The sequence below is a fragment of the Actinoplanes solisilvae genome (assembly GCF_003999975.1).
GTDB classification, from domain to species: domain Bacteria; phylum Actinomycetota; class Actinomycetes; order Mycobacteriales; family Micromonosporaceae; genus Actinoplanes; species Actinoplanes solisilvae.
On sequence record NZ_RJAC01000006.1, the window covers coordinates 205,851 to 232,301 of the forward strand.

Below are 26,451 nucleotides of genomic sequence, written 5' to 3' on the forward strand. Positions count from 1 at the left end.
CAGATCCGGGCCCTGCTGGGCGAGGTGAACGTGATCTTGTCTTGAACCACTTTCGCCCACCTCGCGTGTACCAATTGGTAGGTACAGCAGCCGAGCGGTGAGGAAGCCCCAGTGTCGGTCAACAAGCAGGTGCGCCGGATCGGCGGCGGAGTGGTCACCACTCTCGCCGCCATTCTCGTCTTCCTCGCGCTGGTGCTCCCCGACCAGATCACCCGGCTCCCGCCGGGCAACTTCTGGCTCACGGCCCTGGTCCGGGTGCCGATCGAGGCGCTGCTGGCCGTCGCCCTGCTGCTGGCCCTGCCCGCGCGGGCGCGCCGCATCACCGCGACCGTGCTGGGCCTGGCCCTGGGCTTCCTGACCGTCCTGAAGATCATCGACGTCGGGTTCTTCAAGGTGCTGGCCCGCCAGTTCGACCCCGTGCTCGACTGGGTGCTGTTCCGCGACGGCTTCAACTATCTGGTCGACGCCAACGGCTGGCCGGCCGCGCTCGGCGCCGCGGCCGGGGGCGTCCTGCTCGCGGTGGCCGCGCTGGTCGCCGTGACGTTCTCGGCGCGGCGGCTGAGCGGTTTGCTGGCCGCCCACCCCTGGCCCGTACGCGGCTCGGTCGTCACCCTGTCGATCGCCTGGGTCACCCTGGCCGTGATGGGCTTCCAGCTCGTCGGCGGCATCCCGGTGGCCAGCCAGACCGCCACCGACCTGGCCCGCGACACGGTGCTGGCGGTCCCGCAGAACATCCAGGAACGCAAGGACTTCGCCCGTGAGGTGCAGGACGACGCGTTCGCGAATTTGCCGAACGACCAGCTCCTCAGCGCGCTGCGCGGCAAGGACGTGATCGTTGGCTTCGTCGAGAGCTACGGCCGCGACGCGGTCGAGAATCCCGAGTTCAACCAGCCCGTACTCGACCGGTTGCGGGCCGGGCAGGCCGAGCTCGAGGCCAAGGGCTTCGCGGCCCGCAGCGGCTATCTCACCTCGCCCACCTTCGGCGGCGGCAGCTGGCTGGCCCACTCGACGTTCCTGTCCGGGCTGTGGATCGACAACCAGAACCGCTACCGTAGCCTCGTCGCGACCGACCGGCTCACGCTGACCTCGGCCTTCAAGCGCGCCGGCTTCCGCACGGTCGGCTTCGAGCCCGGCGTCACCTTCGCCTGGCCCGAGGGCGACTTCTACGGCTACCAGCAGGTCTACGACTCGCACACGCTGGGCTACAACGGGCCGGCACTGAGCTGGTCGACGATGCCCGACCAGTACGTCATGAAGAAGGTCCACGACTACGAGTTCGGCAAGGCGAAACGCCCACCGCTGCTGGCCGAGGTGACGTTGACCTCGAGCCACACGCCGTGGAAGCCGGTGCCCTCGATGCTGCCCTGGGAGAAGATCGGCGACGGCTCGGTCTACGGCCCGATGATCAAAGAGGCGCCGGGCGGCGACGACGTCAAGCAGGCGTACGCCGGGTCGATCGCCTACTCCGTCGACAGCCTCATCTCGTACGTCCGTGACTTCGGCGACGACAACCTGGTGCTCGTGCTGCTCGGGGACCACCAGCCGAACTCGAGCGTGGTCGGCTCGCACTCCACCAAGGACGTGCCGATCTCGATCGTCGCCAAGGACCCGAAGGTGCTCGACCGCATCGGGAGCTGGGGCTGGACCAATGGGCTCACCCCCGCGCCGGACGCGCCGCTCTGGCCGATGAACGAGTTCCGTGACAAATTCCTCACCGCGTACAGCCCGCAAGGGGAACCTCACTGAACGCAGAGTGACTTCCGATCTTTGTCGCAACACTGACATGTGATCGATCTGTGTCTACTCGTGCGTAACTCCCTTCTGTAACCAAGATCCGCCAAGATAGTCCGGCGGTCGCGAGGGGGTGACCGCGCTGGAGCAGGTGAGGGATCGATGGACGAGTCGAAGCGGCCGTCGCGGGCGGACAGCCTGAGGCTGACGAGAATGCCGGACGTGCGACCGTCGGAGCGGCCCGGCGCGGGGGCGCCGCCGGTGCCGCCCGCGCCGCCGCCGCCGGTTCAGAAGGGCCGGAAAACGCGGAAGCCCTGGTGGGCCGTGGTCGGCGTGGTGGGGACGCTGGCCGTGGCGGGCGGACTGGTCGTGGCCTACCGGGTCACGACGGACGCCACTGTCCCCGATCGGGGAGTGCCGCCGGTGGACATTCCGGCCGCCCAGGTGGCCGCCTCGACGCCGCCGGCCGCGCCCTCGGGGACCGCGCACACCGCGGTCGCCACCCCGTCGGCGAGTGCGGCCACGTCGTCGGCCACCCCGTCGGCGAGCATTCCGGTGCCGTCATCATCACCCACGGTGAAGACAACCGCGACCGCGCCGCGGGTCGTCGCGCGCGGGAATCCGTCCGGGGCCAACCTCGCGCTCACCGCCACGGTTACAGCGAGCAGCGCCGAGGACGCGCTGTGGGTCGCCCGCTATGCGGCCGACGGTGACGGCGTGAGCCGCTGGGCCAGTGGCTTCTCCGACCCGCAGTGGCTCAAGGTCGACCTGGGCGAGAACCGGCGGCTCACGACGGTCACGCTGGCCTGGGAACGGGCGTACGCGGTCGCCTACCGGGTCGAGGTGTCGACCGACGGCGCCAAGTGGACCACGATCTGGTCGACGAAGGCGGGCCAGGGCGGCACGGTCCGGGTCGACGCCGACGGGGCGATCGGCCGCTACGTGCGCATGTACGGCACGAAGCGCTCCAACCAGTACGGCTTCTCGCTCTACGAGTTCGAGGTGCGCTGAGGCGCTCCCCGGCGGGTTCGCACCCGCCGGGGAGCACCCGACGATCGACCTAGTCGATCGTCGGCGGAAGGTTTCGCGCGGCCTTCAGCGCGGCCGCCTCGCTGAGGTAGGGGTTGTAGGAGTACGAGCGGTCGAGCGTGCCCGGCACCCGGAAGTACGCGGCCGCGAGCCGGGCCGGATCAGTCGCGATCTCGCCGCGCGCGGGCACGTCGTTGCCGTCGTCCCAGCCCCACGGCGCGTTGGCCGAGTTCGTGCCGCACGAGTACGTGCCGGTGCCGCAGCCGCCCGACGTGTCACCGGCGAACGTGCCGAGGTTGGCGAACAGGTTCGCGTTGGCGCGCTGGGCCCACAGACCGCCGCCCGCGAAGATGTCGATCAGCTCGTAGCGCACGTCCCGGTCGTCCGGGCTGCTCGGCGACTCCGACACGTTCGCCGAGGGGTAGTAGACGACGCCGTCGCCGTCGATGTCGTACTGGGGCCAGGCCTTGAGCCCGTGACCGCCGCGCTCCTGGGCGGTGACCGGGTGCTGGAACGCGTCGTGCGGCGAGGGCTTGAGCTGCAGGGTCCCGTCGATCGTCTCGCCCCCGTCGGACCAGTCGGAGCCGCTCGGGGCGTACGAGAAGAAGTCGCTGTGCGCGACGGTGACCGCGGCCTTGAGAGTGCCGTACGCCGAGCCGTCCTTGGCGACGATCTCGAGAACGCCTTCGCCGTCGTTCTCGTGCTCGGTCTCGAAGAACGGGTGGTCGATCCAGTCGCGCGGGTGGAAGAAGAAGTACGTCAGGTAGTAGTGGGTGCCGGTCTCGAGCACCGAGTAGTAGACGGCGGCCGCGGTGTTCCTCCCGGTGTTGTCCCAGTTGTCCCGGCCGTTCAGATTGCCGTCGAAGTCGTAGCGGGTAATGAAGTCGCTCTTGCCGGCGAGCGCGTGCGCCCCGGTCTGATCGACGTCCTGGTAGTGGATCGGCGCCCACCGAAGCGCCAGCTCGGCCCGGCTCGGAGCGGCCTGCGCCGGAGCCGCCGCCACTGTGGCGAGCCCGGTCGCCGCCAGAACGCCGGCCATCGCGGCCGCGGCCCTGCGAACGACACCCATGACTACCCCCCTCAGATCGATGATCGTAAATCTAAGGGGATCCTTTCGGGAACGGGTTGACGGCAGGCGAAGAAAAAATTGCCGGTGGACGGGTGGTTGCCGTCGATGCGTTGCCACCCTGCGGAGCGAAGCGGAGCCACCGAACTCAGTAGGCTGGCTTCGTGTTCGAGATCGATTTGGGCGGGGGAGCCTCGCTGCGCCCGCTGCAGCCGTGGCAGGCGACGGAGTTTCTGGCCCACATGGATCGGGCGCGCGAGAGCGTCAACCAGTGGATCTCCTGGGCGAGCCGCAGCACCGATCTCGAGTCCGCGACGGCAACCCTGCAGAAGTACGCCGATCTGCTCGCTCGCGGCGAGGGCCGGATTCTCGGCATCTGGCTCGACGGGGTGCTGGTCGGCGGCGTGATGGCGTTCGGCGTGCATTTCGGCAACGCCGAGGTCGGCTGCTGGCTCGAACCGGCCGGCCGCGGCCGCGGGCTGATCACCAAGGCGGCCGCGCACCTGATCGGCTGGCTGTTCGGCGAGCTCGGCATCCACCGGGTCGAGTGGCAATGCCGGCCCGACAACGTGGCCAGCTCGAACGTCGCCCGCCGGCTGGGCCTGACGCACGAGGGCACGCTGCGGGCCAACTTCCCGTGGCAGGGTGTCCGCTACGACAGCGAGGTGTGGGCGGTCCTGGCCTCCGAATGGTCGGGCCTCGGGAAATCCGCCGATCGCGCCTCCGGAACGCCGGCCTCGCCGGTCTCCGGCGAACCCGCGTGACGAGATCCGGGCGCCCCTGGCCGCTGCTGCCGGAACCCGAACTGACCTGTCGCGCCGAGGACGGCCGTGATGTGCCGCTGCTGGTGTGGCGGCTGCCCGAGCCGGTGCTGGCGATCTCGTCGGCGGTGCTGGGCGGCGGCATCGGCCCGTGCGGTTGGCTGGTCAACGCCACCGTTCCGATGTCCTACGACCGCGACGACCCCGCCGAGCATCTGGCCGGCATCGCCGGGGATCTGGGCCTGCACGGCCCGGGCGTGGGCCTGATGACCGGAGTCGACGTGGCCGATGTCGTCGCCGCCTCGGAAGGCGGGGTGCGGTTGTGGGCAACGGTCGGGCTGGGCGCTCCGGTGCAGGCGGCCGCGGCTGAGGCTGAGTCCGATCCCCACGTCGGCACGGTCAACATCGTGGCGTGGGTGCCGGTGCGGTTGAGCGCGGGGGCGCTGGTTAACGCGGTGGCGACGGTGACCGAGGCGAAGACGCAGGCGATCAGGGAACTCGGGTTGGCGGCCACCGGGACGGCGACCGACGCGGTTTGTGTCCTTTGTCCGGCCGAAGGGGTGGCCGCCGACTACGCCGGGCCGCGCTCGACCTGGGGTGCTCCGCTCGCGCGGGCCGCGTACACGGCTGTGCTCGACGGAGGAGCGGTCAACCTGGCGGGCACTCAGTCGTGGTCCGATCGTGTCGGCGGCGACTGAACTGGCCGATCGTCAGTGATACGTGAGCTCTCCGGCCGCGATCGCCGCGGTGACCCGGTTCTCCGGCGGCGGGAGCGGGCACAGCCACTCGTCGTCGTAGGCGCAGGACGGGTTGTAGAGGTAGTTGAAGTCGAGGTGCACTCGCGAACCCCCGAGGGTTTGCAGCCCCCGGCCGAAGGTTCCCTTTACCGTGTCGGTCAGGTAGCGCCCGCCGCCGTACGCCCCATGACCGCAGGTCGCGTCGCGCACGGGCAGGAACAGGCCACCGCCGTAGGCGGCGATCCACCACAGGGACAGCTCGCCGAACGGGGTCTCGATGATGCCCGCGCGGTGGTAGCGGACGACCCCGTCGGGCCCGCCCGTGTCGATGTCGATCTCGCCGTTGGCCGGCCGCACCTCGGCCTCGACGATCACGTCGGGGTTGGGCGGGAAGTAGCGCAGGCCGCTGAACGAGGACCGCTCCGCCGCCGGGATCGCCGACTGCGGGTGGGTGCCGAAGATCTTGTCGCGTTCGGCGCGGAACTCTTCGAGGCTGGTGTCGGACAGGTACATCCGCGCGACGGCCGCCCGGTAGTCGGTCAGTTCGAGTGCCTGCATGGTTCTCAGGCTAGGCCGCCCGGCCGGGAAAAGCCGCGTGACGATGACCATCGAAGTCAGGCGCGGTAGGCGTGAACCTCCGTCGCCTTGACCGTGGCCCAGACTTCGCGCCCGGGTTCGAGGCCCAGGTGGACCGCGGCGGCCGGGGTGACGTCGGCCGCGACCGGGATAGTGCCGGCCAGCTCGATGCGCAGCGCGTCGCCGTGCCGCGAGACCGTGGTCACCGTGGCCGGCCACGTGTTGCGGGGGCTGCCGTCGGGCCGGGCGGCATAGAGGGCGACGGCCGAAGGCGGAAACGCGACGAACACCTCGCCGTGTTCCTCGACGGCGGTGACCAGCGGGAACCCGTCCGGCAGGAAGACCGTGACCCCGTCGGCGCGGCCACGGTAGAGGTTGAGGCCGACGAGGCGGGCCACGTAGTCGGTGCGGGGCTGGGCGGTGATCGTCGCCGCGTCGCCGGTCTGCACGACCCGGCCGTCCTCGACGATGACGAGGCGGTCGGCGAGCATCAGCGCGTCCAGCGGGTCGTGGGTGACCAGCACGGTCGCGCCCGGGAAGGCGGCCAGGTGACCGCGCAACTGGGCCCGGGTGTCGAGTCGGGTGCGGGCGTCGAGGGCGGCCAGCGGCTCGTCGAGCAGCAGCATCCGGGGTTCGCTGGCCAGCGCGCGGGCCAGGGCGACCCGCTGGGCCTGACCGCCGGAGAGCTGCCGGGGCTTCTTGCGCACGTGCTCGGCCAGACCCACGCGGGTCAGCCAGTCGTGGGCGTTCCGCCGGGCCTCGGCGCGCGGCACGTGGCGGCAGCGGGGCCCGAAGGCGACGTTGTCGAGCGCGCTGAGGTGCGGGAAGAGCAGGTAGTCCTGGAACACGACGCCGATGCGCCGCTGCTCGGGCGGCAGGCTGTCGAGGCGTACGCCGTCGAGGGTGATGTGGCCGGCGTCGAGCTTCAGCAGCCCGGCGAGCGCGCGCAGCGTGGTGGTCTTGCCCGCACCGTTCGGCCCGAGCAGCGCGACGACCTCACCCGGCTCAACCGCCAGCTCGATGTCGAGGGCGAACCCGGGCCGTTGAACAGCCAGTTGCGCCGAAAGAGTCATGCGGCCACCCACTTGTCCCGCAAAGCGGCCAGGATGCCGACCGAGACCGCGAGCAGCACCAGGCTCAGGACGATCGCCGCGTCGACGTCCTGTTCGAGCGCCAGATAGACGGCGAGCGGCATGGTCTGCGTACGCCCGGGGAAGTTGCCGGCGAAGGTGATGGTCGCGCCGAACTCGCCCAGTGCCCGAGCCCAGCAGAGCACAGCGCCCGCCGCCACCCCCGGGGCGATCAGCGGCAACGTGACCCGCCGGAACGCCGTCCACCGGGTGGCGCCGAGGGTGGCCGCCGCCTCCTCGAACCGGGCGTCGGCCCCGCGCAGCGCCCCCTCGACCGCGATCACCAGGAACGGCATGGCGACGAACGCCTCGGCCACGACGACCCCGGCGGTGGTGAACGGCAGGCTCACCCCGAACGTCTGGTCGAGCCACTCGCCGAGCAGCCCGCGCCGCCCGAAGACCAGCAGCAGCGCGACCCCGCCGACCACCGGCGGCAGCACCAGCGGCACGGTGACCAGCGCCCGCACCAGCCGGCGTCCGGGAAAGCTCGTCCGGGCCAGGACCCAGGCCAGCGGTACGCCGAGAATCAGGCACACGACCGTCGCCAGACTCGCGGTCAGCAGCGACAGCCGCAGCGCCTGCAGGATGCCCGGTTCGGTGAGGCGCTCCGGCAGCGTCGACCACGGCGCCCGGATCAGCAGCCCGGCCAGGGGCAGGATCAGGAACGCCAGGCCGATCGCCGCCGGGACCGCCAGCGCGAGCGGGATGCGTGAACGACTCAGGGCTTCTGGAACCCTGCGTCGGTGAGCACCCTGAGCTCGGGCTCACTGCGTACGAAATCGAGGAAAGCGGCGGCTGCGGCCGGGTTGGGCGCGTTCTTCAACGCGACGATCGGATAGTCGTTGATCGCCTTGGCCGATTCCGGGAACTCGACGCCGTCCACGTCTTTGGCAGCCGCCGTCGCGTCGGTGCGGTAGACCAGCGCCGCGTCGACCTCGCCCAGCTTCACCTTGGAGAGGGCGGCCTTGACGTCCTGCTCCAGCGTGACCGGCTTGATGGCGACGCCGGCCGCCTCGGTCGCCTTCTTGGCCGCTGAGCCGCACGGCACCTGCTCGGCGCAGAGAGCCACCTTCAGGTCGGGCCTGGTCAGGTCGGTCAGCGCGGCGATTCCCTTGGGGTTTCCCTTGGGTACGGCGATGACGAGCTGGTTCTTCACGAAAACGCTCGGCTCACCGGCGGCGTCGCCCGCGTCGACGACCGTCTTCATGGTGGACGGGCTGGCGGCGGCGAAGACGTCGGCCGGCGCACCCGAGACGATCTGCTGGGCGAGGCCGGAGCTGCCACCGTACGAGATGGTGACGCTGACGCTCGGGTTGCGCGCCTCGAAGTCGGTCTTGATCTGGTTGAACGACTCGGTGAGGGAGGCGGCCGCCAGCACGGTGAGCTGCCCGGTGGTCTCGGGGCCGACGCTGCCGGTCGGTCCGCCGGTCGGGCCGTCGCTGTTGGCCCCGTCGCTGTTGGCCGGGGTGCCGCCGCACGCCGCCGTGGCCAGCACGGCCGTAATAGCCAGCCCGGTCAGGACGCGTCTCATCTCTCGTCTCCTCGCTCCACGACCACAGTGGTCGACTTGACGACGGCGACCGCCGTCGAACCCACCTCGAGGCCCAGGTCGTCGACCGCCTCGCGGCTCATCAGCGACACCACCCGGAACGGGCCGGCCTGGATGTCGACCTGAGCCATCACGGCGTCGCGGACGATCGCGGTGACGATGCCGCGCAGCCGGTTGCGCGCGGAGGAGCGGCCGCTGCCCGGGTCGGGCTCGTCGGCCAGTGATCGGGCGAAGGCGGCCAGGTCGGCGCCGCCGACGAGACGGTGACCGTGGTCGTCTCGGCCGGCCGGCAGACGGCCCGCGTCGATCCAGCGGCGGACCGTGTCGACGCTGACGCCGAGCAGTTCAGCCGCCTCCCCGATGCGGTAGGTCGTCACAGCGTCACCCTAGGGCTGCATCTGCGAGGCTGGAAAGAGGAACGAGCTAGCAGATGCGGAAACGTTGCGGTCCTCACACTGGCAACGGCATGCTGATGGGCGTGTCCCAGCGCCTGACCGAGGTCACGCAGTTCCTGGCCGAGGTTCTCACCCCCCGAGCGCCACTCACCGTCATCGTGGACGGCGGTGACCACGGCGGCGCCGCGCTGTTCGCGGCCCGACTGGCCGCCGCTTTCCCCGCCGCCGCGCGAGCCTGGAACGTCGACGCCGTGATGGGTCTGAGCGGCCCCGCCGGAGGTGTGCTCGACTCGGCTCTCAACGTGCTCGAGCCGGCCGCCGACCGCGTGATCGTCTATCTGCGTACGGGGCCGAGGGGCGGGGAGGGCGAGAAGCGGGCGCAGGTCGTCATCGACAACCACGACCCGCAGTGGCCCGTGATCCGGCACGTGCATCCGCGCCTGGCCGACCCCGAGCGCTGGCACCTGCCCGAGAGCCGCGCGTTCTTCACGCCGAAGGCGGCCGGGTGGGACAAACGGTTCGGCAACGACCTGCCCGCCTATGTCAAAGCCGTGGAAGCCGCCGCGCCTTCACCGGGCGACGTCGCGCTGGACGTCGGCTGCGGCACGGGCCGGGCGTTGCCGGCGCTGGCCGACGCGGTGGGCCCGTCCGGCCGGGTGATCGGGCTCGACTGCACGCCCGACATGCTGGCCACGGCCCGCGCGAAGGGCCGCGACACCCGCGCCGTGCTGACCCAGGCGGATGCCCGGCATCTGCCGATCGCCGACGCGGTGGCCGGTGTGGTCTTCGCCGCCGGCCTGGTGCACCACCTGCCCGACCCCGCCGCAGGCCTGGCCGAGCTGGCCCGCGTCACCCGGTCCGGCGGCCGGCTGATCCTCTTCCACCCGAGCGGTCGCGCCGCCCTGGCCGCCCGCCACGGCCGCACGCTGACCGCCGACGAGCCTCTGAACAGGGAAAACCTTGACCCGGCGCTGCGCGCGGCCGGGTGGCGCCTGACCCGCTACGAAGACCCGGACGACCGTTTCCTGGCCCTGGCCGTCCGAGTCCCGTAGTTCAGCTCAACTCAGCGCCTTGAGCTGCGCCTCGACGCGCTCGCGGCGCTGCTGCAGGGTGTCGAGGATCGCCTCGTTCTCGGCGATGCCGGTCAGCTCGGTGGCCAGCTCCTCGGGCTCGCGGTAGCCCTCGGAGGTGTCGCTGTCCTGCCCGCGGCGGGATTCGGCGTCCCCGCTCAGACGGCGCAGCTCGGCGATCTCGCCGTCGATGTCCTCGAGTTCTTTGCGAAGCTGCTCGGCCGTGGCGTCACTAGTCATGAAAGCATCCTATGACCGCAGCTCAGGCCAGGTGCGGCGGCGTCCGCGTCCCGTAGACCCGGGCGGCGTGATCCCCGTACGACCGGGGCGCGAGCTCGGACAGAATGCTCGGCAGACGGGCGGCCCGACCCGAAGTTCACCGGCGGTGACACGGCTCATCCACGCTCGTGGCCCGGCAGTACGGTCAGGTTGAGCAGTTCCAAGCCGGTCACCGGGCGGAAACCGGCCTCCGCGTAGAGGGTGAGTGCCGCGGTGTTGTCGATCTCGGTTTGCAGCGACACCCGGAGCGCGCCCGCGTCACGAGCGGCACCGACCACGTGGTGTAAGAGGGCGCGGGCGATGCCTTGGCGGCGGGCCCGTGGGGGCACGAAGAGGTCGCGGACCATCCAGGCCGTGCCGAGGGTGAGTGAGGCGGGCATGACCGCCACGGTGATGATGCCGCGAACGGCCGGGCCGTCGAGCACGGCGGCGACCGACATCCGTCCCGTGCTGACTTGCTCGGTCAGCCAGGCGTGGGTCTCGGCGGGCGCGGCCGGCTCACCATAGTGGACCCGGTATTCGTCGAACAGCGCGGCCACGCTCGCGAAGTGCTCATCAGCCGGCCGCGCCCGAATGATCGTCGGGGCGGGCCGGTCCGGGCTGGTCATGCCACGAGGCTAGTAAGCCTCCAGGTTCGGGTCCATCCCCGGCGACCTGGTGCAAGCATCTCTTCGTTCGGCCCTACAACCAGGAACTGGGCCCCTCCCCTTGCTTGATCACTCAGCTGATCCTTGATGCAGGGGTCTCGACCGCGTCGGAGAGGCCTACGTTCAGGATCTCGTCATGATCATGGGGAGGGAGGGGCCCGTTTGCTTGAAGTTGCGATCCGTCGTTCGGCTTGGCGTGGGCACTTGTTGCCGCGACCGGCGGCACCGTGCGGCACTGCCTCGCGGGAGGAGCGCCGTCAGATCGTCAGGGGGCGCATCGCGATCGTGGCCGGGGCGTGATCGGCGACGGTGCGGTAGTGGCGCAGGGACAGGAACAGCCAGCTCAGGCTGATCGCGGCGAGGATGACGTATGCGATCGGTGAGGCGAAGGTGTCCCAGCTCGTGTGCAGGATGACCGCGCCGATGAAGGTGCCGATGAAGGCCAGCACGTGGCGGGTGTTCGGCGCGGCCAGCAGGGCCCACAGCGCGCCCGCGGTCAGACCGGTCCACGCGGTGTGGCCGGCGGGGGAGGTCAGGCCGCGGATGAACAGGGTCTGCTCGACGCTGCCGATGTTGCCGCCCGAGGCGAGCAGGGCCGTGAAGGCGTACCCCATGGTCTCGAGGGCGGCGAAGCCCATGCCGGACGCGACGCCGATGAGCAGGCCGTCGGAGGGGAGGCGGCGCTCGTGCCTCGACATGATCGTGAGCAGCAGGATCAGCGGGACGATGAGTTTGGCCGATTCCTCGATGACCGCCACCAGCACCATCGGGAGCACGCCGAGGCCGCGCAGGGTGTCGTATTCGAGGGTGCCGGCCACCACGATGCCGATGACGCCGCCGAAGAACGCGGAGATCACCAGGGCCGACGTGGGCACCTGCCAGCGGCCGGAGTGGGCGCGGGCGAAGGTGAGGAAGGCCAGGGGGACGACGGTCGCGCCGAGCAGGATCAGTGCGGGCACGAAGTTGGGATTCTGCGTGTGGACGAGGGTCCGCAGAACGACGACGTAGAGAACAAGGCCGATGAACAGAACGCCGAGCCAGGCCCACCGGCGGGGATTTTCGCGCATGCAGCGCTGCTACCCCGCCGGTGAGATCGGCTCACGAGAATGCGACGCGCGTCGCTCAGTGTGCGACGGCCATCACTGGCGCGTCGATGTCGACCGGGAGTTGGCGGGGGCGTACGACCACCACCAGGACCAGGACGGCGGCCACCATCGAGACGGCGATGACGATCGCCGTGGCGGTGGAGGAGTTGCCGAGCACGCCGACGATCGGGGCGGCCACCGCGCCGATGCCGAACTGCATCGCGCCCAGCAGGGCGGCCGCGGTTCCGGCGGCCTCACCGTGGCGGGAGAGGGCCAGCGCCGGAGCGTTCGGCAGCACGAAGCCGACGGCCGCCAGCACCAGGAACAACGGGATGAGGAAGCCGGTCAGGCCGCCGAAGCCGGTCATGGCCGTGGCCAGCAGGGCGACGGCGGCGGCCAGGCCGGCGATCAGCGCGGCCCCCAGGATCTGGGCCGGCTGCCAGCGGCGCAGCAGCCGCACGTTCAACTGGGTCGAGGCAATGAGCCCGATCGCACCGGCGGCGAAGACGTAGGCGAACTGCTGCTCGCTCAGGTCGAACTCCTCCTGGAAGACGAAGGAGGAGCCGCTGACGTAGGCGAACAACGCGGAGAACGCGAGCGCGGCGACGACGATCAGGCCCACGTAGGCGCGGTCGGTGAACAGGGTGCCGTAGTCGCGCAGGGTGCCGGCCACGCCGCCGCTGCGCCGGCGCTCGGCCGGAAGGGTCTCGGGCAGGAACAGGGCGGCCGCCGTCAGCATCGCGATGCCGACCAGGGTGAGCACCACGAAGACGCCGCGCCACGAGGTCCAGTTGAGGACGGTGCCGCCGATGGTGGGCGCGAGAATCGGCGCGACCCCCACGACCAGCATCAACCGGGAGAAGAGCCGCGCGGCGGCGTTGCCCGCGAACAGGTCGCGCACCACCGCCACCGCGATGACCGCGGCGGCCGCGGCGCCGAGGCCCTGCAGAACGCGCAGGACGCCGAGCGCGGCCAGGTTGGGCGCGACGACAACGAGCACGGACGCCAGTACGTGGACGCCGATGCCGAACAGCAGCGGTCCGCGACGCCCGATGGCGTCGGAGAGCGGACCTATCACCAACTGCCCCAGGGCCAGCCCGGCGAGCGTGCCGGTCAGCGTGAGCTGCACGGCGGCCTCGGTGGTGTGCAGGTCGGTGGTGATCGTCGGCAGCGACGGCAGGTACATGTCGATCGTCAGCGGGCCGAGCGCGGTCAGGAATCCGAGGATGAGAACGATGCCCAGCCGGCGGCGGACGGGCAGGAGTTCTCCTGGGGAGAGTTCGGCGCGCATTCCGGCCACAAGTTGCCGGCGGAAGTATTTGTTCCCCGGGTGTGACACGTCGTTGCGGTGATCACAAGTGACGAATTCCGCTTGACCGTGGCGGCAGTGACCGGACCCACGTGTGGTTCGAGTCCCGATTCGTTGTGACCGAGGGGGCGGCCGGGCAAGGCTAGGGGCCGTACGTGCAAGGAAAGCTAGTGGAAGGCGACTCATGGCCCTGCGACCCTCGACGAGGGCCTGGGCGGTCTGGGCCGTCGGCCTCGCGGCGTACATCATCGCAGTGCTGCACCGCACCTCGCTCGGCGTGGCCGGGCTGGACGCGCAGCACCGCTTCGGCATCGGCGCCGGGGCGCTCGCCTCGTTCGCCGTGCTGCAACTTCTCGTCTACGCCGGTCTGCAGGTGCCGGTCGGGTTGCTGCTCGACCGCTTCGGGTCGCTGCGACTGGTGGTCACCGGCGGTGTGCTGATGGCGGCCGGTCAGGCTCTGATGGCGACCACCGATCACGTCGGTGGCGCGGTCGCCGCACGCATCCTGGTCGGCGCGGGCGACGCAATGACCTTCATCAGCGTGTTGCGCCTGGTGCCGCAGTGGTTCCCGGCCAAACGGGTGCCGGTGCTGACCCAGCTCACCGGGCTGGTCGGTCAGGCCGGTCAGGTGCTCTCGGCGGTGCCGCTGGCGGTCCTGCTCGCCGGGCCTGGGTGGAGCACCGCGTTCCTCTCCACCGCCGGCGCCGGGCTTTTCGTCGCGGTCGCCGCCTTCGCCGCGCTGCGCGACACCCCGGAACGGCGGATCAACAGCGGCGCCTCGGTGACGATGCGGCAGCTGCGCACCGACCTGGGCGACGCGTGGCGGCATCCGGGCACCCGGCTCGGTCTATGGACGCATTTCACCACCCAGTTCACCGGTACGGTCTTCGCGCTGATGTGGGGCTTCCCGTTCCTCATCGCCGGGCAGGGCCTGCCGCAGGAGACGGCCAGTTCCCTGCTGACGCTGTTCGTGCTGGTCGGCATGGCGGCCGGGCCCCTGATCGGCATCCTCGTGCAGCGACATCCGCTGCGCCGCTCGTGGCTGGTGCTCGGCGTGGTCGGCGCGAACGCGGCCGGCTGGGGACTGGTGCTGGCCTGGCCCGGTCACGCGCCGCTGCCGGTGCTGGTGGTGCTGATCGTCGCGCTGGGCCTGGGCGGGCCGGGTTCGATGATCGGGTTCGACTACGCCCGTACGTTCAACCCGCCGAACCGCCTGGGCACGGCGACCGGGGTCGTCAACGTCGGCGGGTTCGTCGCGTCGCTGCTCTCGATCGAGCTGATCGGGCTGATCCTCGACGCGCGTACCGGCGGCGGGACGACGTACGACATCAACGACTTCAAAGTCGCCATGTCGGTGCAGTACATCTTCATCGCCGCCGGGCTGGTCGGAATCCTGCGAACCCGCAGGCTGGCCCGGCAGCGCATGGCCGAGGAGGGCATCGTCGTGCGCCCGCTCCGCGAGGTATGGGCACAGCGGCGTGGTTTAGCCCCGCCCCGAACGGTAAAGGCGAAGACCCGAACCTAGGTAAGGCAGAGGAGGACATGTCTGAGCACGCACCGGACCGCATCTGGTCCGGCATCGACTTCCCGAAGATCATCGCTGGAACCCTCGCCGCGGTATCCGCCGCAGTGGTCGGTTCATTTCTAGGAGTGGCGGGCACGTTGATCGGCGCGGCCGTGGCCAGCGTCATCGGCTCGCTCGGCACGGAGCTCTACAGCCGCTTCATCCAGCGCGGCAGCAACAAGATCAAGTCGACCTTCGTGACGGAACCGGCCGCCATCGGTACGCCACCGGTGGTCGCGGCCCGGCGCGAGGTTCCGTCCGACGAGCCGGTGCCGGCGTCGACGGTGTACGCGGCGCGGCGCAACGTGCGGTGGGGGCGGATCGTCGCCGTGGCCGGCGCACTCTTCGTGCTGGCCATGGGCACCCTGACGGCGTACGAGCTGATCGCCGGTCGCACGGTGGCGGACGCGGTCGGGCACAAGACCAGCTCGAGTACGACGTTCGGTTCGGCTTTCGGCAAGAAGAGCAGTAAATCGGACAGTCCGAAGCCCGCGCCGTCGGAATCGGCCGAGCCGTCGCCGTCTCCCAGCGAGGAAGCGCCGGAGAGCGGCGCTCCGACCACCAGCCCGACGGGCGAGCCCACCGGGGCACCGACGCAGACGACCGAGCCGGCCGACCCGCAGCAGACGGGCGGGACCGAACCCGGCGCGCCGACCGACGAGCCCACCGGCGACCCCACCGACGGGGATACTCAGCAGGGCGGGACGGGCGGCCAGGAGCAACCGAACCAGCAGAATCAGCAGAGCGGCACCGGACTGACCGACGGAGCGGAGTGAGCCGATGGACGCCAAGGGCGTGCTGACCGATGCCTTCGGGCGTCTGCCCGAGCTCGTGCACCTAGCCGTGGACGACCTCACCCCCGACCAGTTGCGGTGGCGGCCGGCCGACGAGGCCAACTCGATCGGCTGGCTGGTCTGGCACCTCACCCGCGTTCAGGACGACCACGTGGCCGATGTGATGGGGGCCGAGCAGGTCTACGCGACCGGCGACTGGGCCCCGCGGTTCGGGCTCAAGGACACCACCGAGACCGGGTACGGCCATGACGCGTCCCGGGTGGCGTCGGTCGCCCCGGAGAGCGCCCAGGTGCTGCTCGACTATTTCGAGGCGGTCAACGACCGTACGCTCGGCTACCTCGCCGGCCTGCGCGACGACGATCTCGACCGGATCGTGGACACCAACTGGGACCCGCCGGTGACCCTCGGGACCAGGCTGGTCAGCGTGTACGACGACGACGCGCAGCACGCAGGCCAAGCGGCCTACGTGCGCGGTCTTCTGTAGCTCAGGACGAAGCGGGCTCGGTGAGCGGCAGCCGCACCAGGAACCGGGTGTCGCCCGGCTTCGACTCCAGGCGGATGTCGCCGCCGTGCCCGTTGACCACGATGCGATAGGAGATGTCCAGGCCCAGGCCGGTGCCCTCGCCGACCGGCTTGGTGGTGAAGAACGGCTCGAAGACCCGCTTCTTCAGTTCCTCGGGCACGCCCGGACCGGTGTCGCCGACCGAGACGACCACGTGGTCGTCCTCGCGGTACGTCTTGATCGTCAGCGTGCCGGCGCCGCTCATGGCCTGCACCGCGTTGTCGATCAGGTTGGTCCACACCTGGTTGAGCTCGGCCGGGTGGGCCGGGACCTGCGGGAGCGTACGGTCGTACTCCTTCACGACCTTGACGCCTTCGCCGATCTTGTGGTTGAGCATCACCAGCGTGCTGTCGAGGCCGGTGTGCACGTCGATCCACTGGTGGGCCGCGCGGTCCATCTGTGAGTACTGCTTCGCGGCGGAGACCAGCGACGACACACGGCCGGTCGCGTCCTCGATGTCGCTCATCAGCTGCTCGGTCTCGAGGGCGTAGCCGATCCAGTGGATCGCCTGGTCGAGCAGCTCGCGGGTGCCGACCCGCTCCTCGATCAGGGTGAGGCAGTCGATGTCGATGCCGCCCTGGGCGAAGACCGGGGCCAGGTCCCACCCGCCGGTCACGCCGCGCTCGTCCATCCAGTCGCCGAGCTCGTCCTCGCGGTCGGCGGTCTCCATCGCGGTGAGCGGCTTGGCCTTGGCGGCCCGCTCGATCACGTCTTCCTGCAGCTCGACCAGGGCGACCAGGCGTTCCGGGTCGACCTTGCCGGCGGCGAGCATGGCCAGCTTGTGGCGCATGCCGGCGACCCGCTGGCGCAGGGCGGCGGTGGCGCGCGAGGCAGCCGCGGCCGGGTTGTTCAGCTCGTGCATGAGGCCGGCCGAGAGGGCGCCGAGCGCGGTGAGCCGCTGGCGCTCGCTGACCGCGGCCTGGGTGCTGCGCATGCCGAGGGTGAGGCCCTCGAGCAGGTGGATCGCCATCGGGAACCACTCGCGCATCATTTGGCCGAAGTCGTCGGCGCTCATCACGAAGAAGTCGGCGTCGTCGAGCGCGCGCATGCTGGCCATGTATTTGCGCTCGAGGCCGTCGTCGCGCAGGTAGGACTGGGTGGCGCCCATGTAGACGCCGCGCTGCTCGGTGCGGGTGGTCTCGACGTCGTCCTGCCCGATGCGGCGGGAGAGCGCGATCGTGCCGCTGAGCAGCACGAAGAACTGCCGGGCGGGGTCGCCCTCGCGCAGCACCGTGCCGCCGGCGGGCATGTGCATGGTGCAGCCGTGCGCCGAGATCCAGGCGAGCTGGTCGTCGGTCAGCTTCTCGAAGAGGAAGAGCGTGCGCAGCTCGGCGGGCGTGAGCTGCCCCGGCTCGCAGGGAGCGAGTTTGACCTCGTCAGCGGCGATATCAGTCATGGGTTACTGAGCCTCCAGGTAGCGGTGGACCAGCGTGACGGCCATCGCGCCCTCGCCGACCGCCGAGGCCACCCGCTTGACCGAGTTGGCCCGCACGTCGCCCGCCGCGAAGATGCCGGGAACACTGCACTCAAGGTAGAACGGATCGCGCTCCCGATCCCATCCCGCCGGGCGGGTGCCATTCGAGAGCAGGTCCGGCCCGGTGTAGACGAAGCCCTTCTCGTCGCGGGAGACCGCGGCGCCCAGCCAGTCGGTGCGCGGCTCGGCGCCGATGAAGACGAACAGGTAACCGCACTCGACGGTCGTGCTCACGCCTTCCTTGCTGTCGCAGATGGTGATGGCCTGCAGGTGGCCGTCGCCCTGGGCGCTGACGACCTCGCACCGGGTCCGCACCCGGATGTTGTCGATCTTGTTGAGCTGCTGGATCAGGTAGTACGACATCGAGGATTCGAGCGCCGCGCCCCGGACCAGCAGCGTGACCGTCTTGGCATATCGCGCGAAGAAAAGCGCGGCCTGCCCGGCCGAGTTGGCGCCACCCACGATGTAGACGTCGGTGCCCGCGCAGGAGGGGCCCTCGGTCGAGGCCGAGCCGTAATAGACGCCCTGACCGGTCAGCTCGGCCACGCCGTCGGCGACCAGCGGGCGGTAGGCGACGCCGGTGGCCAGCACGATCGAGTGGGCCGAGATCTCGCCGCCGTCGGCGAAGGTCAGCGTGCGGGCCGAACCGTCGGGCCGCAGCCCGGTCACGTCGCGGGTGGTGAGCACCTCGGCCTCGAACTTGCCGGCCTGCCGCCGCGCCCGGTCGGTGAGCTGGGCGCCCGAGATGCCGTCGGGGAAGCCCAGGTAGTTCTCGATGCGCGAGCTCTGCCCGGCCTGGCCGCCGACCGCCTGGCGCTCGACCAGCAGCGTCCGCAGGCCCTCGGAGGCGCCGTAGACCGCCGCGCCGAGCCCGGCCGGCCCGCCCCCGACGATGATCAGGTCGTAGAAGTCGCGCCCCGGCGCCGTGGACAGCCCGACCGCCTCGGCCACCTCGGTCGTCGACGGCTGGGTCATCGCGCGCCCGTCGGCCGTCACCACCAGCGGGATCGACTCGGGACCCACGCCCGCGGCCTCGAGCAGGCGGCGGCCCTCGCTCTCATCGGCGCCGAGCCACTTGTACGGCACCAGGTTGCGGGCCAGGAAGTCGCGGATCTCGTACGACGGCTCGCTCCACCGGTGGCCGACGACGCGGATGTCCTCCATCTCGCGGTCGCCGGTGGCCACCCACGCGTCGAGCAGCGCGTCGATCACCGGGTAGAGCTTCTCCTCCGGCGGGTCCCACGGCTTGAGCAGGTAGTGGTCGACGTCGACGACGTTGATCGCCTGGATCGCGGCGTCGGTGTCGGCGTACGCCGTCAGCAGGGCCCGCCGCGCGTTGGGGAACAGGTCCATCGCCTGCTCGAGGAACTCGATGCCGTTGACCTGGGGCATGCGGTAGTCGGCGAGCATGACGGCGACCCGCCCGCCGCGCAGTTTCAGTTCCTTGAGGGCCTCGAGGGCTTCGGTGGCCGAGGAGGCACGCAGGATGCGGTACTGGTCGCCGTAGCGGCGGCGCAGGTCGCGGGCGATCGCCCGGGAGACCGCGGGGTCGTCGTCGACGGTCAGGATCGCGGGGTGGCCCATGGGATACCTCAGCTATCTGCGGGTTGCTTGGCCAGCAGGTCGGAGTATTCGGGGTGGCGCTCCAGGAATCCGTGGACGAACGGACAGGAGGCCACGACCGGAGTGGCCCGGCTGCGGGCGTCCTCCAGCGCGGCGGTGGCGAGCCGGCTGGCCAGCCCCCGTCCCGAGAAGGTCTGCTCGATCTCGGTGTGCATCAGCTCGATCTGGTCGCCGTGACGGCGGTAGTGGAGCACGCCGGCGACCTCGCCGCCGACCAGCAGCTCGTAGCGCTGCCGCTCGAACGCGTCGACCACCACGGCCTCGGCCGACTCGGGCACGCCGACCTGGGCGCTGCCCTCGACCCGCAGCTTGCGGCGAGCGCGCTCGTAGAAGCTGGTGTTGCCCAGCCGGATCACCTGGGCGGCCGACGGCACGGGCTCGACGCAGAGCCGGTCGCCCGGGCCGCAGTAGCCCTCGATGATGCCGTCGACCTCGATGGCGAGCCGGCCGCTGGTGGGCAGCACGTCGAGGTCGAGTCGTTCCTGCAGGGCCAGCATCAGCGGGCGGTTGAACGACGAGTGGGCGGCCGAGGCGGTCACGATCAAGCCCTCGACGTTGGGCGAGACGATCGGGCCGCCGGCCGAGAAGCTGTACGCCGTCGAGCCCGTCGGGGTGGACACGATGACCGCGTCGGCGGCGTAGTTCACGAAGTTCTTCTTCTCGACCGCGATGCCGATCGCGGCGAGCCCGTCGCCCGGCACCCGCACCAGCGCGATGTCGTTGAAGGCCGAGACCTCTTTGCCGTCGGGCAGCCGCGTGCGGACGGCCAGGCGCGGCTCGACGGTGAACTTGTGCTCGTCGATGGCGCTGAGCGCGGACGGCAGCTCGGGCAGGTCGACCTCGGCCAGGAAGCCCAGCCGGCCCACGTTGACGCCGAGCACCGGGGTCTTGCGGCCCTCGACCAGCCGCATGGTGCGCAGCATCGTGCCGTCGCCGCCCAGGCTGACCAGCAGGCCGGCCCGCTCGACCATCTCTTCCTGGCTGACCGCGACGGCCTCGCAGTCGATGCGGTCGATCTCGTCGTGCAGGCCGAGCACGGTGACGTCGCGCCGGGCGGCCCACTTCACGATCGCGTCGATCGCCGATCCGCAGTCGCGCCGCGGGTGCAGCACCAGGCCGACGACCTTGACCATGCCCATGCCTCAGTACCCCTGTCCCCGATTACGAGCGCCGAGTCACAGCCTTGCACGCGCGGCGGCCTATCGGCGAGGGCAGGCGACGGAGCACACGTGGTTCACCGCTGGTTCGTTCGGGCAGGTTTCCTTCCTGTTTCTTGACACCGTTGTCACACATAGACAATCTCCGATGTATCCCCGCTTCCCCGGGCGCACCGAAAGGACCCCCGACATGCGCCACCGTTCCCTGGCGATCGCCGCCGCGGCGATCACCGTCGCCACCCTCAGCCCGACACCCGCCCAGGCCGCCCCCACGGCTGGTCTTGCCTCGGCCGCCGCCCCCGCGGCCGGTCTCGCCCCAGCCGCCGCCCCAGCCGCCGCCCCCGCGGCCGATCCGGGCATGCTCAGCGCGATGCGCCGCGACCTCAAGCTCGGCGACAAGCAGGTCGCCGCCCGGCTGCGCACCGAGGCCGCCGCGCCCCTGGTCGAGAAGCGCCTGCGGGCCAAGCTCGGCCCCGCTTTCGCCGGCGCCTGGATCCCCGCGGGCGCTCAGCGACTGACGGTCGCGGTCACCGACTCCGCCTCGGCGGAAGCCGTACGGGCCGAGGGCGCCGACCCCCGCGTCGTGGCCCGCACCGGTGCCGACCTCGCCTCCTCCCGCGCCGCCCTTGACAAGCGCGCCTCGTCGGCCCGCCCGTCGGTCGTACGCGGCTGGTACGTCGATGTACCCAACAACCGGGTCGTCGTCATGGCCGCCCCGGGCGCCGAGAGCGCGGCCCGCGGTTTCGCCGAGGCGAGCGGCGCCGGCGCGGTCACCGTCGTGCCCGCCGAGCAACCCCGCCCCCTGTACGACACCCGCGGCGGCGACCAGTACGTGATCAACGGCAACACGCTGTGCTCGGTCGGGTTCGCGGTCGCGGGTGGCTTCGTCACAGCCGGGCATTGCGGCGGCACCGGCAGCCCCACGCTCGGCTACAACAACGTCGTCCAGGGCACGTTCGCCGGGTCGTCCTTCCCCGGCAACGACTACGCGTGGGTGCGTACGAATGGGAACTGGACCTCACAACCGTGGGTCAACAACTATGCCGGCGGCAACGTCACCGTCGCCGGTTCGCAGGACGCGGCGATCGGCAGCTCGATCTGCCGGTCCGGCCGCACCACCGGCTGGCGCTGCGGCACGCTGCTCGGCCGCAACGAGACCATCGTGTACGCCCAGGGCGCCGTCTCGGGCCTGTCCAGGAGCAACGCCTGCGCCGAGCCGGGCGACTCGGGCGGCTCGTGGATCACCGGCAACCAGGCCCAGGGCGTGACCAGCGGCGGCAGCGGCAACTGTTCGAGCGGCGCGACCATGTGGTTCCAGCCGGTCAACGAGATCCTGTCGGTCTACGGACTGTCGCTGACCACCAGCGGCGGGGGCGGATCGACGTCGTCGCTGATCAGCAGCCTCAACAACAAGTGCCTGGACGTGCCCAACTCCAACTTCTCGGACGGCGTACGGGTGCAGATGTGGGGTTGCAACGGGACCGGCGCCCAGCGCTGGAACTTCGTGAACGGCACGCTGCAGACCTCGAACAACAAGTGCCTGGACGTGGCGTGGGGCTCGACGGCCAACGGCGCGGTCATCCAGATCGTCACCTGCAGCGGCAACCCGGCCCAGCAGTTCGTGCTGTCGGCCGCCGGTGACCTGGTGAACCCGCAGGCCAACAAGTGTGTCGACATCGACGCCTGGAACCCCAACGACGGGGCCGTGCTGATCTTGTGGGAGTGCACGGGCGGCGCCAACCAGAAGTGGCGCCGAGGCTGAGATCGGAGTCCCGGGCGCCGGCGGTGCCCGGGATCAGCCGTCGGTGAAACCCCGCATGCGGTCGCGCAGGAGCAAAAGCGCGTCGCGGGCGTCGAAGGCGGCCACGTCGTCGTCGGCGATGCGCCCGGCGACCTGCTCGGCGATCGCGAGGCCGTCGCGGAAGGCGGTCTCGGCGGCGGACAGATCGAGGCGTTCCATCTCGAGGTCGCCGATGCCGAGCAGGCACAGGCTCAGGTCGACCTGGGCCTGCTCGACGGCGGGCTCGGCCGCGGCCCGCCGTCGAGTGATCGCGAGAGCTTCCCGGTGGGCGCTCTCGGCCGAGTCGAGGTCGCCGATCTCGATCGCCAGGTCACCGAGCTTCGAGTACGAGATGCCGAGATCGCGTTCGACGCCCGGGTCGGCCTCGGCCAGACGCCGGCGGATGTCGAAGCTTTCGCGGTAGACCGCCTCGGCGGCGGCCGTGTCGCCCTCCACCATCAGCTCGTCGCCCACGTGGTCGAGGGAGATGCAGAGGTCCTGCTGGGTCGGCGTGTCGGAAGGGTCGGCCTCGACCAGGCGCCGGGCGATGGCGAGTCCCGCACGGTAGGAAGCCTCGGCGGTGGGATGGTCGTGCCGCAACTGGGCCATGTTGCCCACCCGGTTGTGGAAGGCGGCGAGATCTCGCAGGGCCGTGGTGTCGGACGGGTCGGCGTCGACCGATCGCTGCGCGGCTTGAAGCGCCAGCTCGTAGCGGGCCCGGGCGGCGTCGAGATCGCCGGTCGCGACCAGCGCGTCGCCCAGGCGATCACTCAGGTCGAGGTAGCCGCGGTCGGTTTCCGGAACCCAGCCGACGACCTCGCTCAGGAAGGCCGTCACCCGTTCGCCCTCGAGACGGTCGGCGACGTCGAGCGCGTAGTCGACCATCTTCTCCGTCAGGTTGAGCACGACGTGGTGCCGGGCGATCTCGACCAGGTCTTCCAGGGTGCCCCGGGCCTTCTCGAAGCGGGAGAAGCGCATGTCGATCGCCCGGTGGTGCCGCGCCGAAACCTCTTCGCCCTGGTAGGGGAGCAGCTCTTCGATGACGGGGGCGGGCGCGGCCAGCTCACCCTCGTCGTCGAGCCTGAGCAGGCCGGCGTCGACCAGGCGTTCCACCTGGGCCGCGTCGCCCTGGCCGGTCGCGGTGAGCAGATCGTCGGAGGTCATCGGGAGCTGCGAGACCGCGGCCTGCAGGAGCAGGGCACGCCCGGTTTCGGAGAGGCCGGCCAGCAAGGAGTTCATGAGAGGGCTCGATCGATCTCGTCGGCGGTGAGGGCGTGGTCGCGGAAGGTCGTCGTGCCGGACCGCTGGAGCTCGCGGGCGGCGTCGCGCAGAGCGCCGTAGGCGGCCCAGGCCAGCGAACCCCCGGTGGAGACCCGGCGCACGCCCAGCTTCTCGAGCTCGGCGACCGGCGGCGCGCCGGTCACGGCGAGCACGTTGACCGGGGCGTCGACGCTGTCGACCAGCCGGGCGATGTCGGCCGGGGCGCGCAGGCCGGGAGCGTAGACCACGTCGGCGCCGGCCGCCCGGTAGGCGCGCAGCCGCTCGATCGTGTCGTCGAGGTCGTCGTGGCCGTAGAGGTGGTTCTCGGCGCGAGCGGTCAGCACGAGGCCGTGCCGGGCGCAGGCCTCGGCCGCCTCGGCCACCCGCGCGGCGCCCGTGGCCAGGGAGTCGACCCGCTCGGTGGTGGGGTCGTAGTCCTCGATGGAGAGGCCGGCCGCGCCGGCCTCGGCCAGCCGGCCGACCGTGGGCGCGATGTCGTCGAAGCAGCGCTCGGCGTCGACGTTGAGCGGGATGGTCACGGCCGCGGTGACCGCGGCGACGTGGGCGACCAGCTCGTCGCGGGTCACCTGCTGGTCGAGTTTGCCCAGGGCGGCGGCGAGGCCGGACGAGGTGGTGGCCAGCGCCTCGAACCCGAGCGACTCGAGCAGCCGGGCCGAGCCGACGTCCCACGGGTTGGGGAGCAGGAAGAGGCCGCGCTCGTGCAGTGCGCGGAAACGATCGTGGGGAGCCGTCACCCTCCGATCCTGGCACACGAAAGCGTAACCTGTGGGTTACGCTTTTGCGGTGGACGACGTCGTCGCGGCCATCGCCGACCCGGTGCGCCGCCAGATCCTCGACATGCTGCGCGAAGGGCCCCTGCCCGCTCGCCGCATCGCCGAGCAGTTCGCGGTCAGCCGGCCCGCGGTCAGCCGCCATCTACGCGTGCTGCGCGAGAGCGGCCTGGTCCGCGACGTGCCCACCGGCCGCGAACGTCTCTACCACCTCGACCCGGGCCCCTTGATCACGCTCACCACCTGGATCGCCGACCTGCGGGACGCGGGCGACCGCCTGGCCGGGTGGGAGCGGCGCCTCGACGCGCTGACGACCGAGGTCTACCGCGCCCGCCGCGACCGGCGGCGCACCGGCACCGGCACCGGCACCGATACCGACATCGACATCGACATCGAACGACGGGAGAACACCGCATGAGCACCGAACCGACGGGACAGCTGAACGGCACCGACCTGTCCGTGACCCGCATGTTCAAGGCCGGCATCGAGGACGTCTGGGCCAGCGTCACCGAGTCCGACCGTACGGCCCGGTGGTTCGGGGCCTGGACGGGCGAGGCCAAACCGGGGGGCGCGATCAAGGTGCAGCTGGCCTTCGAGGAGGGGACGCCCTGGATGGACGCGCACATCGACGCCTGCGAACCACCGCGCCGGCTGTTTGTGTCCACTTCGGACGAGGGCGGCGCCTGGCATCTCGAGCTGCTGCTGACGCGCGTGGGAGAGCAGACCGAGCTGCGGCTCGTGCACCACCTGGCGACCACCGAGGGCATCGGCGACATCGGGCCCGGCTGGGAGTATTACCTCGACAACCTCGTCGCCGCCCGCGACGGCGCGGCCCTGCCCGACTTCGCCGACTACTACCCGGCCATGAAGCCGTACTTCGAAGGCCTTGCCCCTCGTGGATAGGCTTGCATCGAAGCGTTCGGTGCGCCTTGAGGGGGCCGGCTTTGGTGAGCGAGTCGAGCGTTCCACCCACGGCCGTCAGCGGCCCCGATTTCGTCGTCCCGCTCGCTCGCGACGTGAGTCTGCGGCTCGCTCCGGAGGAAGCTGACGTCTTCGACGAGGTGGCCGCCGCGTGGCGCGACGGCACGCTGCACCGCCGAGGGCCGGGCGGCGGCGTCGGCTTCGGCATCGAGGAAGCGTTGCTGAGCGCCGTCGTTCTCGAAGTGGTGTCCACATCGGTCGGTCAGGTCGTGGCGGCCGGCACCGGCGCCGCTCGTTCGCGCTGGCAGCGATGGCGTGCCCGCAAGCAGGCCGGACGCGAGCTGGTCGAGGCCACGCTGCCCGCCGTCGAGGGCCGGATCGTCCTGACCGCACCGCAGGCGGCCCGGCTGCGTGAGGTGGCCCGCAAGCACGCGACCACGCTGGGCCTCGACGAGGCGGCCGCCGACCTGCTCGCCGACGCGCTCGTGGGCGCCGTCCACGTGCCCGAGAATCCCGCCGATGGGTCCTGAGGGGCGACCACGCTCGCTGCGGTGGCTCTACGGGCGGCTCGACGTGCCGGAGGCGGCCGCGCGGTTCGCCGGCCTGTGCCGTGAGCACGGGCTCGAACGCGAGCCGCGCCTGTGGGTGGCCGGGCCCGCGGTCCGGTACGCCTTCACGACCGCGCTGCCGGGCGGCGCCACCACCGTCGTCGTCCCCGCGCGCCTGGCGCTGGGGCCGGAGGAGCGCTTCGACGCCGTGGTCACCCACGAGCTCGCGCACGTGCTGGCCCGCGACGTCACCTGGGTCTCCGCCCTGCGCGGTCCGGTGTGGCTGCTCCCGCCCGCGTTCGTGCTGGCGATCGTGCCGCTGGTCGGCCGGGTCGGGTTCTCGCCGAGGGTGATCACCGCCGCGGCCGGGGTCATGCTGCTGGCCGTGGTGATCGCGCTGCTCGCGGCCGCGCTGTTGCGGCTGCGCGAGCGTGGAGGGAATCTCCGTCCTTTAGGGCGGAGAGGATGTCAAACCGTGGTCACCGTATACATGAGCGCGATCGGCGAGCCGCTCGACGAGGAACTGCTGCGCCAGGTCGCGACCGGCACCGAGCGCACCCTGCTGAGCCTGCGCTGACCCGGCCCGGCCGCGGGAAAGCGACGGTACTCGCGG

At 71.1% G+C, this 26,451-nt stretch carries 28 protein-coding genes; 13 read left to right on the forward strand and 15 right to left on the reverse strand.

Going from position 1 to position 26,451, the window contains the following annotated elements; all coding sequences use genetic code 11:
- Positions 1-111: 111 nt before the first annotated feature.
- Both EER30_RS18640 and EER30_RS18645 read left to right on the forward strand, forming a co-directional pair.
- Complete coding sequence (locus EER30_RS18640) at positions 112-1,746, forward strand: sulfatase-like hydrolase/transferase (RefSeq protein WP_127501755.1); 1,635 nt, start codon at positions 112-114, stop codon at positions 1,744-1,746.
- Between the two features lie 207 nt (positions 1,747-1,953).
- Positions 1,954-2,742, forward strand: coding sequence for a discoidin domain-containing protein (locus EER30_RS18645; protein WP_127501756.1), 789 nt, complete (start codon positions 1,954-1,956; stop codon positions 2,740-2,742).
- A gap of 49 nt (positions 2,743-2,791) precedes the next feature.
- Here the strand turns inward: EER30_RS18645 and EER30_RS18650 are convergent, their stop codons facing one another.
- A complete protein-coding gene (locus tag EER30_RS18650; RefSeq protein WP_127501757.1) occupies positions 2,792-3,829 on the reverse strand; it encodes a hypothetical protein in 1,038 nt (345 codons plus the stop codon).
- Positions 3,830-3,990: 161 nt separating this feature from the next.
- Between EER30_RS18650 and EER30_RS18655 the strand changes: the two genes are divergently transcribed.
- Positions 3,991-4,590: a GNAT family N-acetyltransferase gene (locus tag EER30_RS18655; protein ID WP_127501758.1), complete on the forward strand. Its 600-nt coding sequence runs from the start codon at positions 3,991-3,993 to the stop codon at positions 4,588-4,590.
- A gap of 23 nt (positions 4,591-4,613) precedes the next feature.
- Positions 4,614-5,285, forward strand: a complete 672-nt coding sequence (locus EER30_RS18660; protein ID WP_127501919.1) for an adenosylcobinamide amidohydrolase — start codon at positions 4,614-4,616, stop codon at positions 5,283-5,285.
- 12 nt (positions 5,286-5,297) lie between these two features.
- Here the strand turns inward: EER30_RS18660 and EER30_RS18665 are convergent, their stop codons facing one another.
- Genes EER30_RS18665 through EER30_RS18685 form a run of 5 tightly spaced genes read right to left on the reverse strand, consistent with a single transcriptional unit; the run spans position 5,298 to position 8,956 of the window.
- Positions 5,298-5,882 carry a DUF1684 domain-containing protein gene (locus EER30_RS18665; RefSeq protein ID WP_127501759.1) on the reverse strand — a complete coding sequence of 195 codons (585 nt, stop codon included), beginning with the start codon at positions 5,880-5,882 and terminating at the stop codon, positions 5,298-5,300.
- Positions 5,883-5,938: 56 nt separating this feature from the next.
- Positions 5,939-6,973: an ABC transporter ATP-binding protein gene (locus tag EER30_RS18670; RefSeq protein WP_127501760.1), complete on the reverse strand. Its 1,035-nt coding sequence runs from the start codon at positions 6,971-6,973 to the stop codon at positions 5,939-5,941.
- The gene (locus EER30_RS18675; protein ID WP_127501761.1) at positions 6,970-7,752 is read right to left on the reverse strand and encodes an ABC transporter permease; all 783 of its coding nucleotides are present in this window, start codon (positions 7,750-7,752) and stop codon (positions 6,970-6,972) included. The genes EER30_RS18670 and EER30_RS18675 overlap by 4 nt, the downstream gene beginning before the upstream one ends.
- A complete protein-coding gene (modA, locus tag EER30_RS18680; RefSeq protein ID WP_127501762.1) occupies positions 7,749-8,561 on the reverse strand; it encodes a molybdate ABC transporter substrate-binding protein in 813 nt (270 codons plus the stop codon). Before modA ends, EER30_RS18675 begins: the two co-directional genes overlap by 4 nt.
- A complete protein-coding gene (locus EER30_RS18685) occupies positions 8,558-8,956 on the reverse strand; it encodes a TOBE domain-containing protein (protein ID WP_127501763.1) in 399 nt (132 codons plus the stop codon). Before EER30_RS18685 ends, modA begins: the two co-directional genes overlap by 4 nt.
- A gap of 95 nt (positions 8,957-9,051) precedes the next feature.
- Here EER30_RS18685 and EER30_RS47950 point away from each other — a divergent pair, with 95 nt between their 5' ends.
- On the forward strand, positions 9,052-10,026 hold the full coding sequence (locus tag EER30_RS47950) for a class I SAM-dependent methyltransferase (protein WP_240670154.1): 975 nt from the start codon (positions 9,052-9,054) through the stop codon (positions 10,024-10,026).
- Between the two features lie 6 nt (positions 10,027-10,032).
- Here EER30_RS47950 and EER30_RS18695 read toward each other — a convergent pair whose 3' ends face one another.
- The 4 genes from EER30_RS18695 to EER30_RS18710 form a co-directional block, all read right to left on the reverse strand.
- Positions 10,033-10,284 (reverse strand): hypothetical protein, encoded by a 252-nt coding sequence (locus tag EER30_RS18695; protein WP_127501764.1) that lies wholly within the window; start codon positions 10,282-10,284, stop codon positions 10,033-10,035.
- 155 nt (positions 10,285-10,439) lie between these two features.
- Positions 10,440-10,931: a GNAT family N-acetyltransferase gene (locus tag EER30_RS18700; RefSeq protein WP_127501765.1), complete on the reverse strand. Its 492-nt coding sequence runs from the start codon at positions 10,929-10,931 to the stop codon at positions 10,440-10,442.
- A 296-nt stretch (positions 10,932-11,227) separates the two neighbouring features.
- Positions 11,228-12,037: a PrsW family intramembrane metalloprotease gene (locus EER30_RS18705; protein ID WP_127501766.1), complete on the reverse strand. Its 810-nt coding sequence runs from the start codon at positions 12,035-12,037 to the stop codon at positions 11,228-11,230.
- A gap of 55 nt (positions 12,038-12,092) precedes the next feature.
- Complete coding sequence (locus tag EER30_RS18710; protein ID WP_349290876.1) at positions 12,093-13,394, reverse strand: multidrug effflux MFS transporter; 1,302 nt, start codon at positions 13,392-13,394, stop codon at positions 12,093-12,095.
- A 154-nt stretch (positions 13,395-13,548) separates the two neighbouring features.
- Here EER30_RS18710 and EER30_RS18715 point away from each other — a divergent pair, with 154 nt between their 5' ends.
- The 3 genes from EER30_RS18715 to EER30_RS18725 are packed head-to-tail and all read left to right on the forward strand — an operon-like array spanning position 13,549 to position 16,206.
- Complete coding sequence (locus EER30_RS18715) at positions 13,549-14,889, forward strand: MFS transporter (protein WP_127501767.1); 1,341 nt, start codon at positions 13,549-13,551, stop codon at positions 14,887-14,889.
- Positions 14,890-14,906: 17 nt separating this feature from the next.
- Positions 14,907-15,704, forward strand: a complete 798-nt coding sequence (locus EER30_RS18720; protein WP_127501768.1) for a hypothetical protein — start codon at positions 14,907-14,909, stop codon at positions 15,702-15,704.
- A 4-nt stretch (positions 15,705-15,708) separates the two neighbouring features.
- Entirely contained in the window at positions 15,709-16,206 is a 498-nt protein-coding gene (locus EER30_RS18725; protein WP_127501769.1) for a mycothiol transferase, read from the forward strand.
- Between the two features lies 1 nt (position 16,207).
- Here the strand turns inward: EER30_RS18725 and EER30_RS18730 are convergent, their stop codons facing one another.
- Genes EER30_RS18730 through EER30_RS18740 form a run of 3 tightly spaced genes read right to left on the reverse strand, consistent with a single transcriptional unit; the run spans position 16,208 to position 20,520 of the window.
- A complete protein-coding gene (locus EER30_RS18730) occupies positions 16,208-17,680 on the reverse strand; it encodes an ATP-binding protein (RefSeq protein WP_127501770.1) in 1,473 nt (490 codons plus the stop codon).
- A 3-nt stretch (positions 17,681-17,683) separates the two neighbouring features.
- On the reverse strand, positions 17,684-19,342 hold the full coding sequence (locus EER30_RS18735; RefSeq protein ID WP_127501771.1) for an NAD(P)/FAD-dependent oxidoreductase: 1,659 nt from the start codon (positions 19,340-19,342) through the stop codon (positions 17,684-17,686).
- A gap of 8 nt (positions 19,343-19,350) precedes the next feature.
- Positions 19,351-20,520 carry an NAD(+)/NADH kinase gene (locus EER30_RS18740; RefSeq protein WP_127501772.1) on the reverse strand — a complete coding sequence of 390 codons (1,170 nt, stop codon included), beginning with the start codon at positions 20,518-20,520 and terminating at the stop codon, positions 19,351-19,353.
- 208 nt (positions 20,521-20,728) lie between these two features.
- Between EER30_RS18740 and EER30_RS18745 the strand changes: the two genes are divergently transcribed.
- Complete coding sequence (locus tag EER30_RS18745; protein WP_127501773.1) at positions 20,729-22,300, forward strand: ricin-type beta-trefoil lectin domain protein; 1,572 nt, start codon at positions 20,729-20,731, stop codon at positions 22,298-22,300.
- Positions 22,301-22,333: 33 nt separating this feature from the next.
- Here EER30_RS18745 and EER30_RS18750 read toward each other — a convergent pair whose 3' ends face one another.
- Complete coding sequence (locus tag EER30_RS18750) at positions 22,334-23,557, reverse strand: tetratricopeptide repeat protein (RefSeq protein WP_127501774.1); 1,224 nt, start codon at positions 23,555-23,557, stop codon at positions 22,334-22,336.
- A complete protein-coding gene (locus EER30_RS18755; protein ID WP_127501775.1) occupies positions 23,554-24,333 on the reverse strand; it encodes an isocitrate lyase/PEP mutase family protein in 780 nt (259 codons plus the stop codon). Before EER30_RS18755 ends, EER30_RS18750 begins: the two co-directional genes overlap by 4 nt.
- Before the next feature lie 49 nt (positions 24,334-24,382).
- On the opposite strand from EER30_RS18755, the gene EER30_RS18760 reads away from it, so the two are divergent.
- Genes EER30_RS18760 through EER30_RS18775 form a run of 4 tightly spaced genes read left to right on the forward strand, consistent with a single transcriptional unit; the run spans position 24,383 to position 26,415 of the window.
- Complete coding sequence (locus EER30_RS18760) at positions 24,383-24,787, forward strand: ArsR/SmtB family transcription factor (protein WP_127501776.1); 405 nt, start codon at positions 24,383-24,385, stop codon at positions 24,785-24,787.
- Positions 24,784-25,272: an SRPBCC family protein gene (locus EER30_RS18765; protein WP_127501777.1), complete on the forward strand. Its 489-nt coding sequence runs from the start codon at positions 24,784-24,786 to the stop codon at positions 25,270-25,272. The genes EER30_RS18760 and EER30_RS18765 overlap by 4 nt, the downstream gene beginning before the upstream one ends.
- 44 nt (positions 25,273-25,316) lie before the next feature.
- Positions 25,317-25,820, forward strand: a complete 504-nt coding sequence (locus tag EER30_RS18770; RefSeq protein ID WP_127501778.1) for a hypothetical protein — start codon at positions 25,317-25,319, stop codon at positions 25,818-25,820.
- Positions 25,810-26,415 (forward strand): M48 family metalloprotease, encoded by a 606-nt coding sequence (locus EER30_RS18775; RefSeq protein WP_127501779.1) that lies wholly within the window; start codon positions 25,810-25,812, stop codon positions 26,413-26,415. The genes EER30_RS18770 and EER30_RS18775 overlap by 11 nt, the downstream gene beginning before the upstream one ends.
- Positions 26,416-26,451 lie beyond the last annotated feature (36 nt).

Excerpts from the sequence above, each read along its gene's own strand:
- EER30_RS18650 (WP_127501757.1), bottom strand. The coding sequence starts at position 3,829 with ATGGGTGTCGTTCGCAGGGCCGCGGCCGCGATGGCCGGCGTTCTGGCG.
- EER30_RS18665 (WP_127501759.1), bottom strand. The coding sequence starts at position 5,882 with ATGCAGGCACTCGAACTGACCGACTACCGGGCGGCCGTCGCGCGGATG.
- EER30_RS18670 (WP_127501760.1), bottom strand. The coding sequence starts at position 6,973 with ATGACTCTTTCGGCGCAACTGGCTGTTCAACGGCCCGGGTTCGCCCTC.
- modA (WP_127501762.1), bottom strand. The coding sequence starts at position 8,561 with ATGAGACGCGTCCTGACCGGGCTGGCTATTACGGCCGTGCTGGCCACG.
- EER30_RS47950 (WP_240670154.1), top strand. The coding sequence starts at position 9,052 with ATGGGCGTGTCCCAGCGCCTGACCGAGGTCACGCAGTTCCTGGCCGAG.
- EER30_RS18695 (WP_127501764.1), bottom strand. The coding sequence starts at position 10,284 with ATGACTAGTGACGCCACGGCCGAGCAGCTTCGCAAAGAACTCGAGGAC.
- EER30_RS18700 (WP_127501765.1), bottom strand. The coding sequence starts at position 10,931 with ATGACCAGCCCGGACCGGCCCGCCCCGACGATCATTCGGGCGCGGCCG.
- EER30_RS18705 (WP_127501766.1), bottom strand. The coding sequence starts at position 12,037 with ATGCGCGAAAATCCCCGCCGGTGGGCCTGGCTCGGCGTTCTGTTCATC.
- EER30_RS18715 (WP_127501767.1), top strand. The coding sequence starts at position 13,549 with ATGGCCCTGCGACCCTCGACGAGGGCCTGGGCGGTCTGGGCCGTCGGC.
- EER30_RS18720 (WP_127501768.1), top strand. The coding sequence starts at position 14,907 with ATGTCTGAGCACGCACCGGACCGCATCTGGTCCGGCATCGACTTCCCG.
- EER30_RS18725 (WP_127501769.1), top strand. The coding sequence starts at position 15,709 with ATGGACGCCAAGGGCGTGCTGACCGATGCCTTCGGGCGTCTGCCCGAG.
- EER30_RS18730 (WP_127501770.1), bottom strand. The coding sequence starts at position 17,680 with ATGACTGATATCGCCGCTGACGAGGTCAAACTCGCTCCCTGCGAGCCG.
- EER30_RS18735 (WP_127501771.1), bottom strand. The coding sequence starts at position 19,342 with ATGGGCCACCCCGCGATCCTGACCGTCGACGACGACCCCGCGGTCTCC.
- EER30_RS18740 (WP_127501772.1), bottom strand. The coding sequence starts at position 20,520 with ATGGGCATGGTCAAGGTCGTCGGCCTGGTGCTGCACCCGCGGCGCGAC.
- EER30_RS18745 (WP_127501773.1), top strand. The coding sequence starts at position 20,729 with ATGCGCCACCGTTCCCTGGCGATCGCCGCCGCGGCGATCACCGTCGCC.
- EER30_RS18750 (WP_127501774.1), bottom strand. The coding sequence starts at position 23,557 with ATGAACTCCTTGCTGGCCGGCCTCTCCGAAACCGGGCGTGCCCTGCTC.
- EER30_RS18765 (WP_127501777.1), top strand. The coding sequence starts at position 24,784 with ATGAGCACCGAACCGACGGGACAGCTGAACGGCACCGACCTGTCCGTG.
- EER30_RS18775 (WP_127501779.1), top strand. The coding sequence starts at position 25,810 with ATGGGTCCTGAGGGGCGACCACGCTCGCTGCGGTGGCTCTACGGGCGG.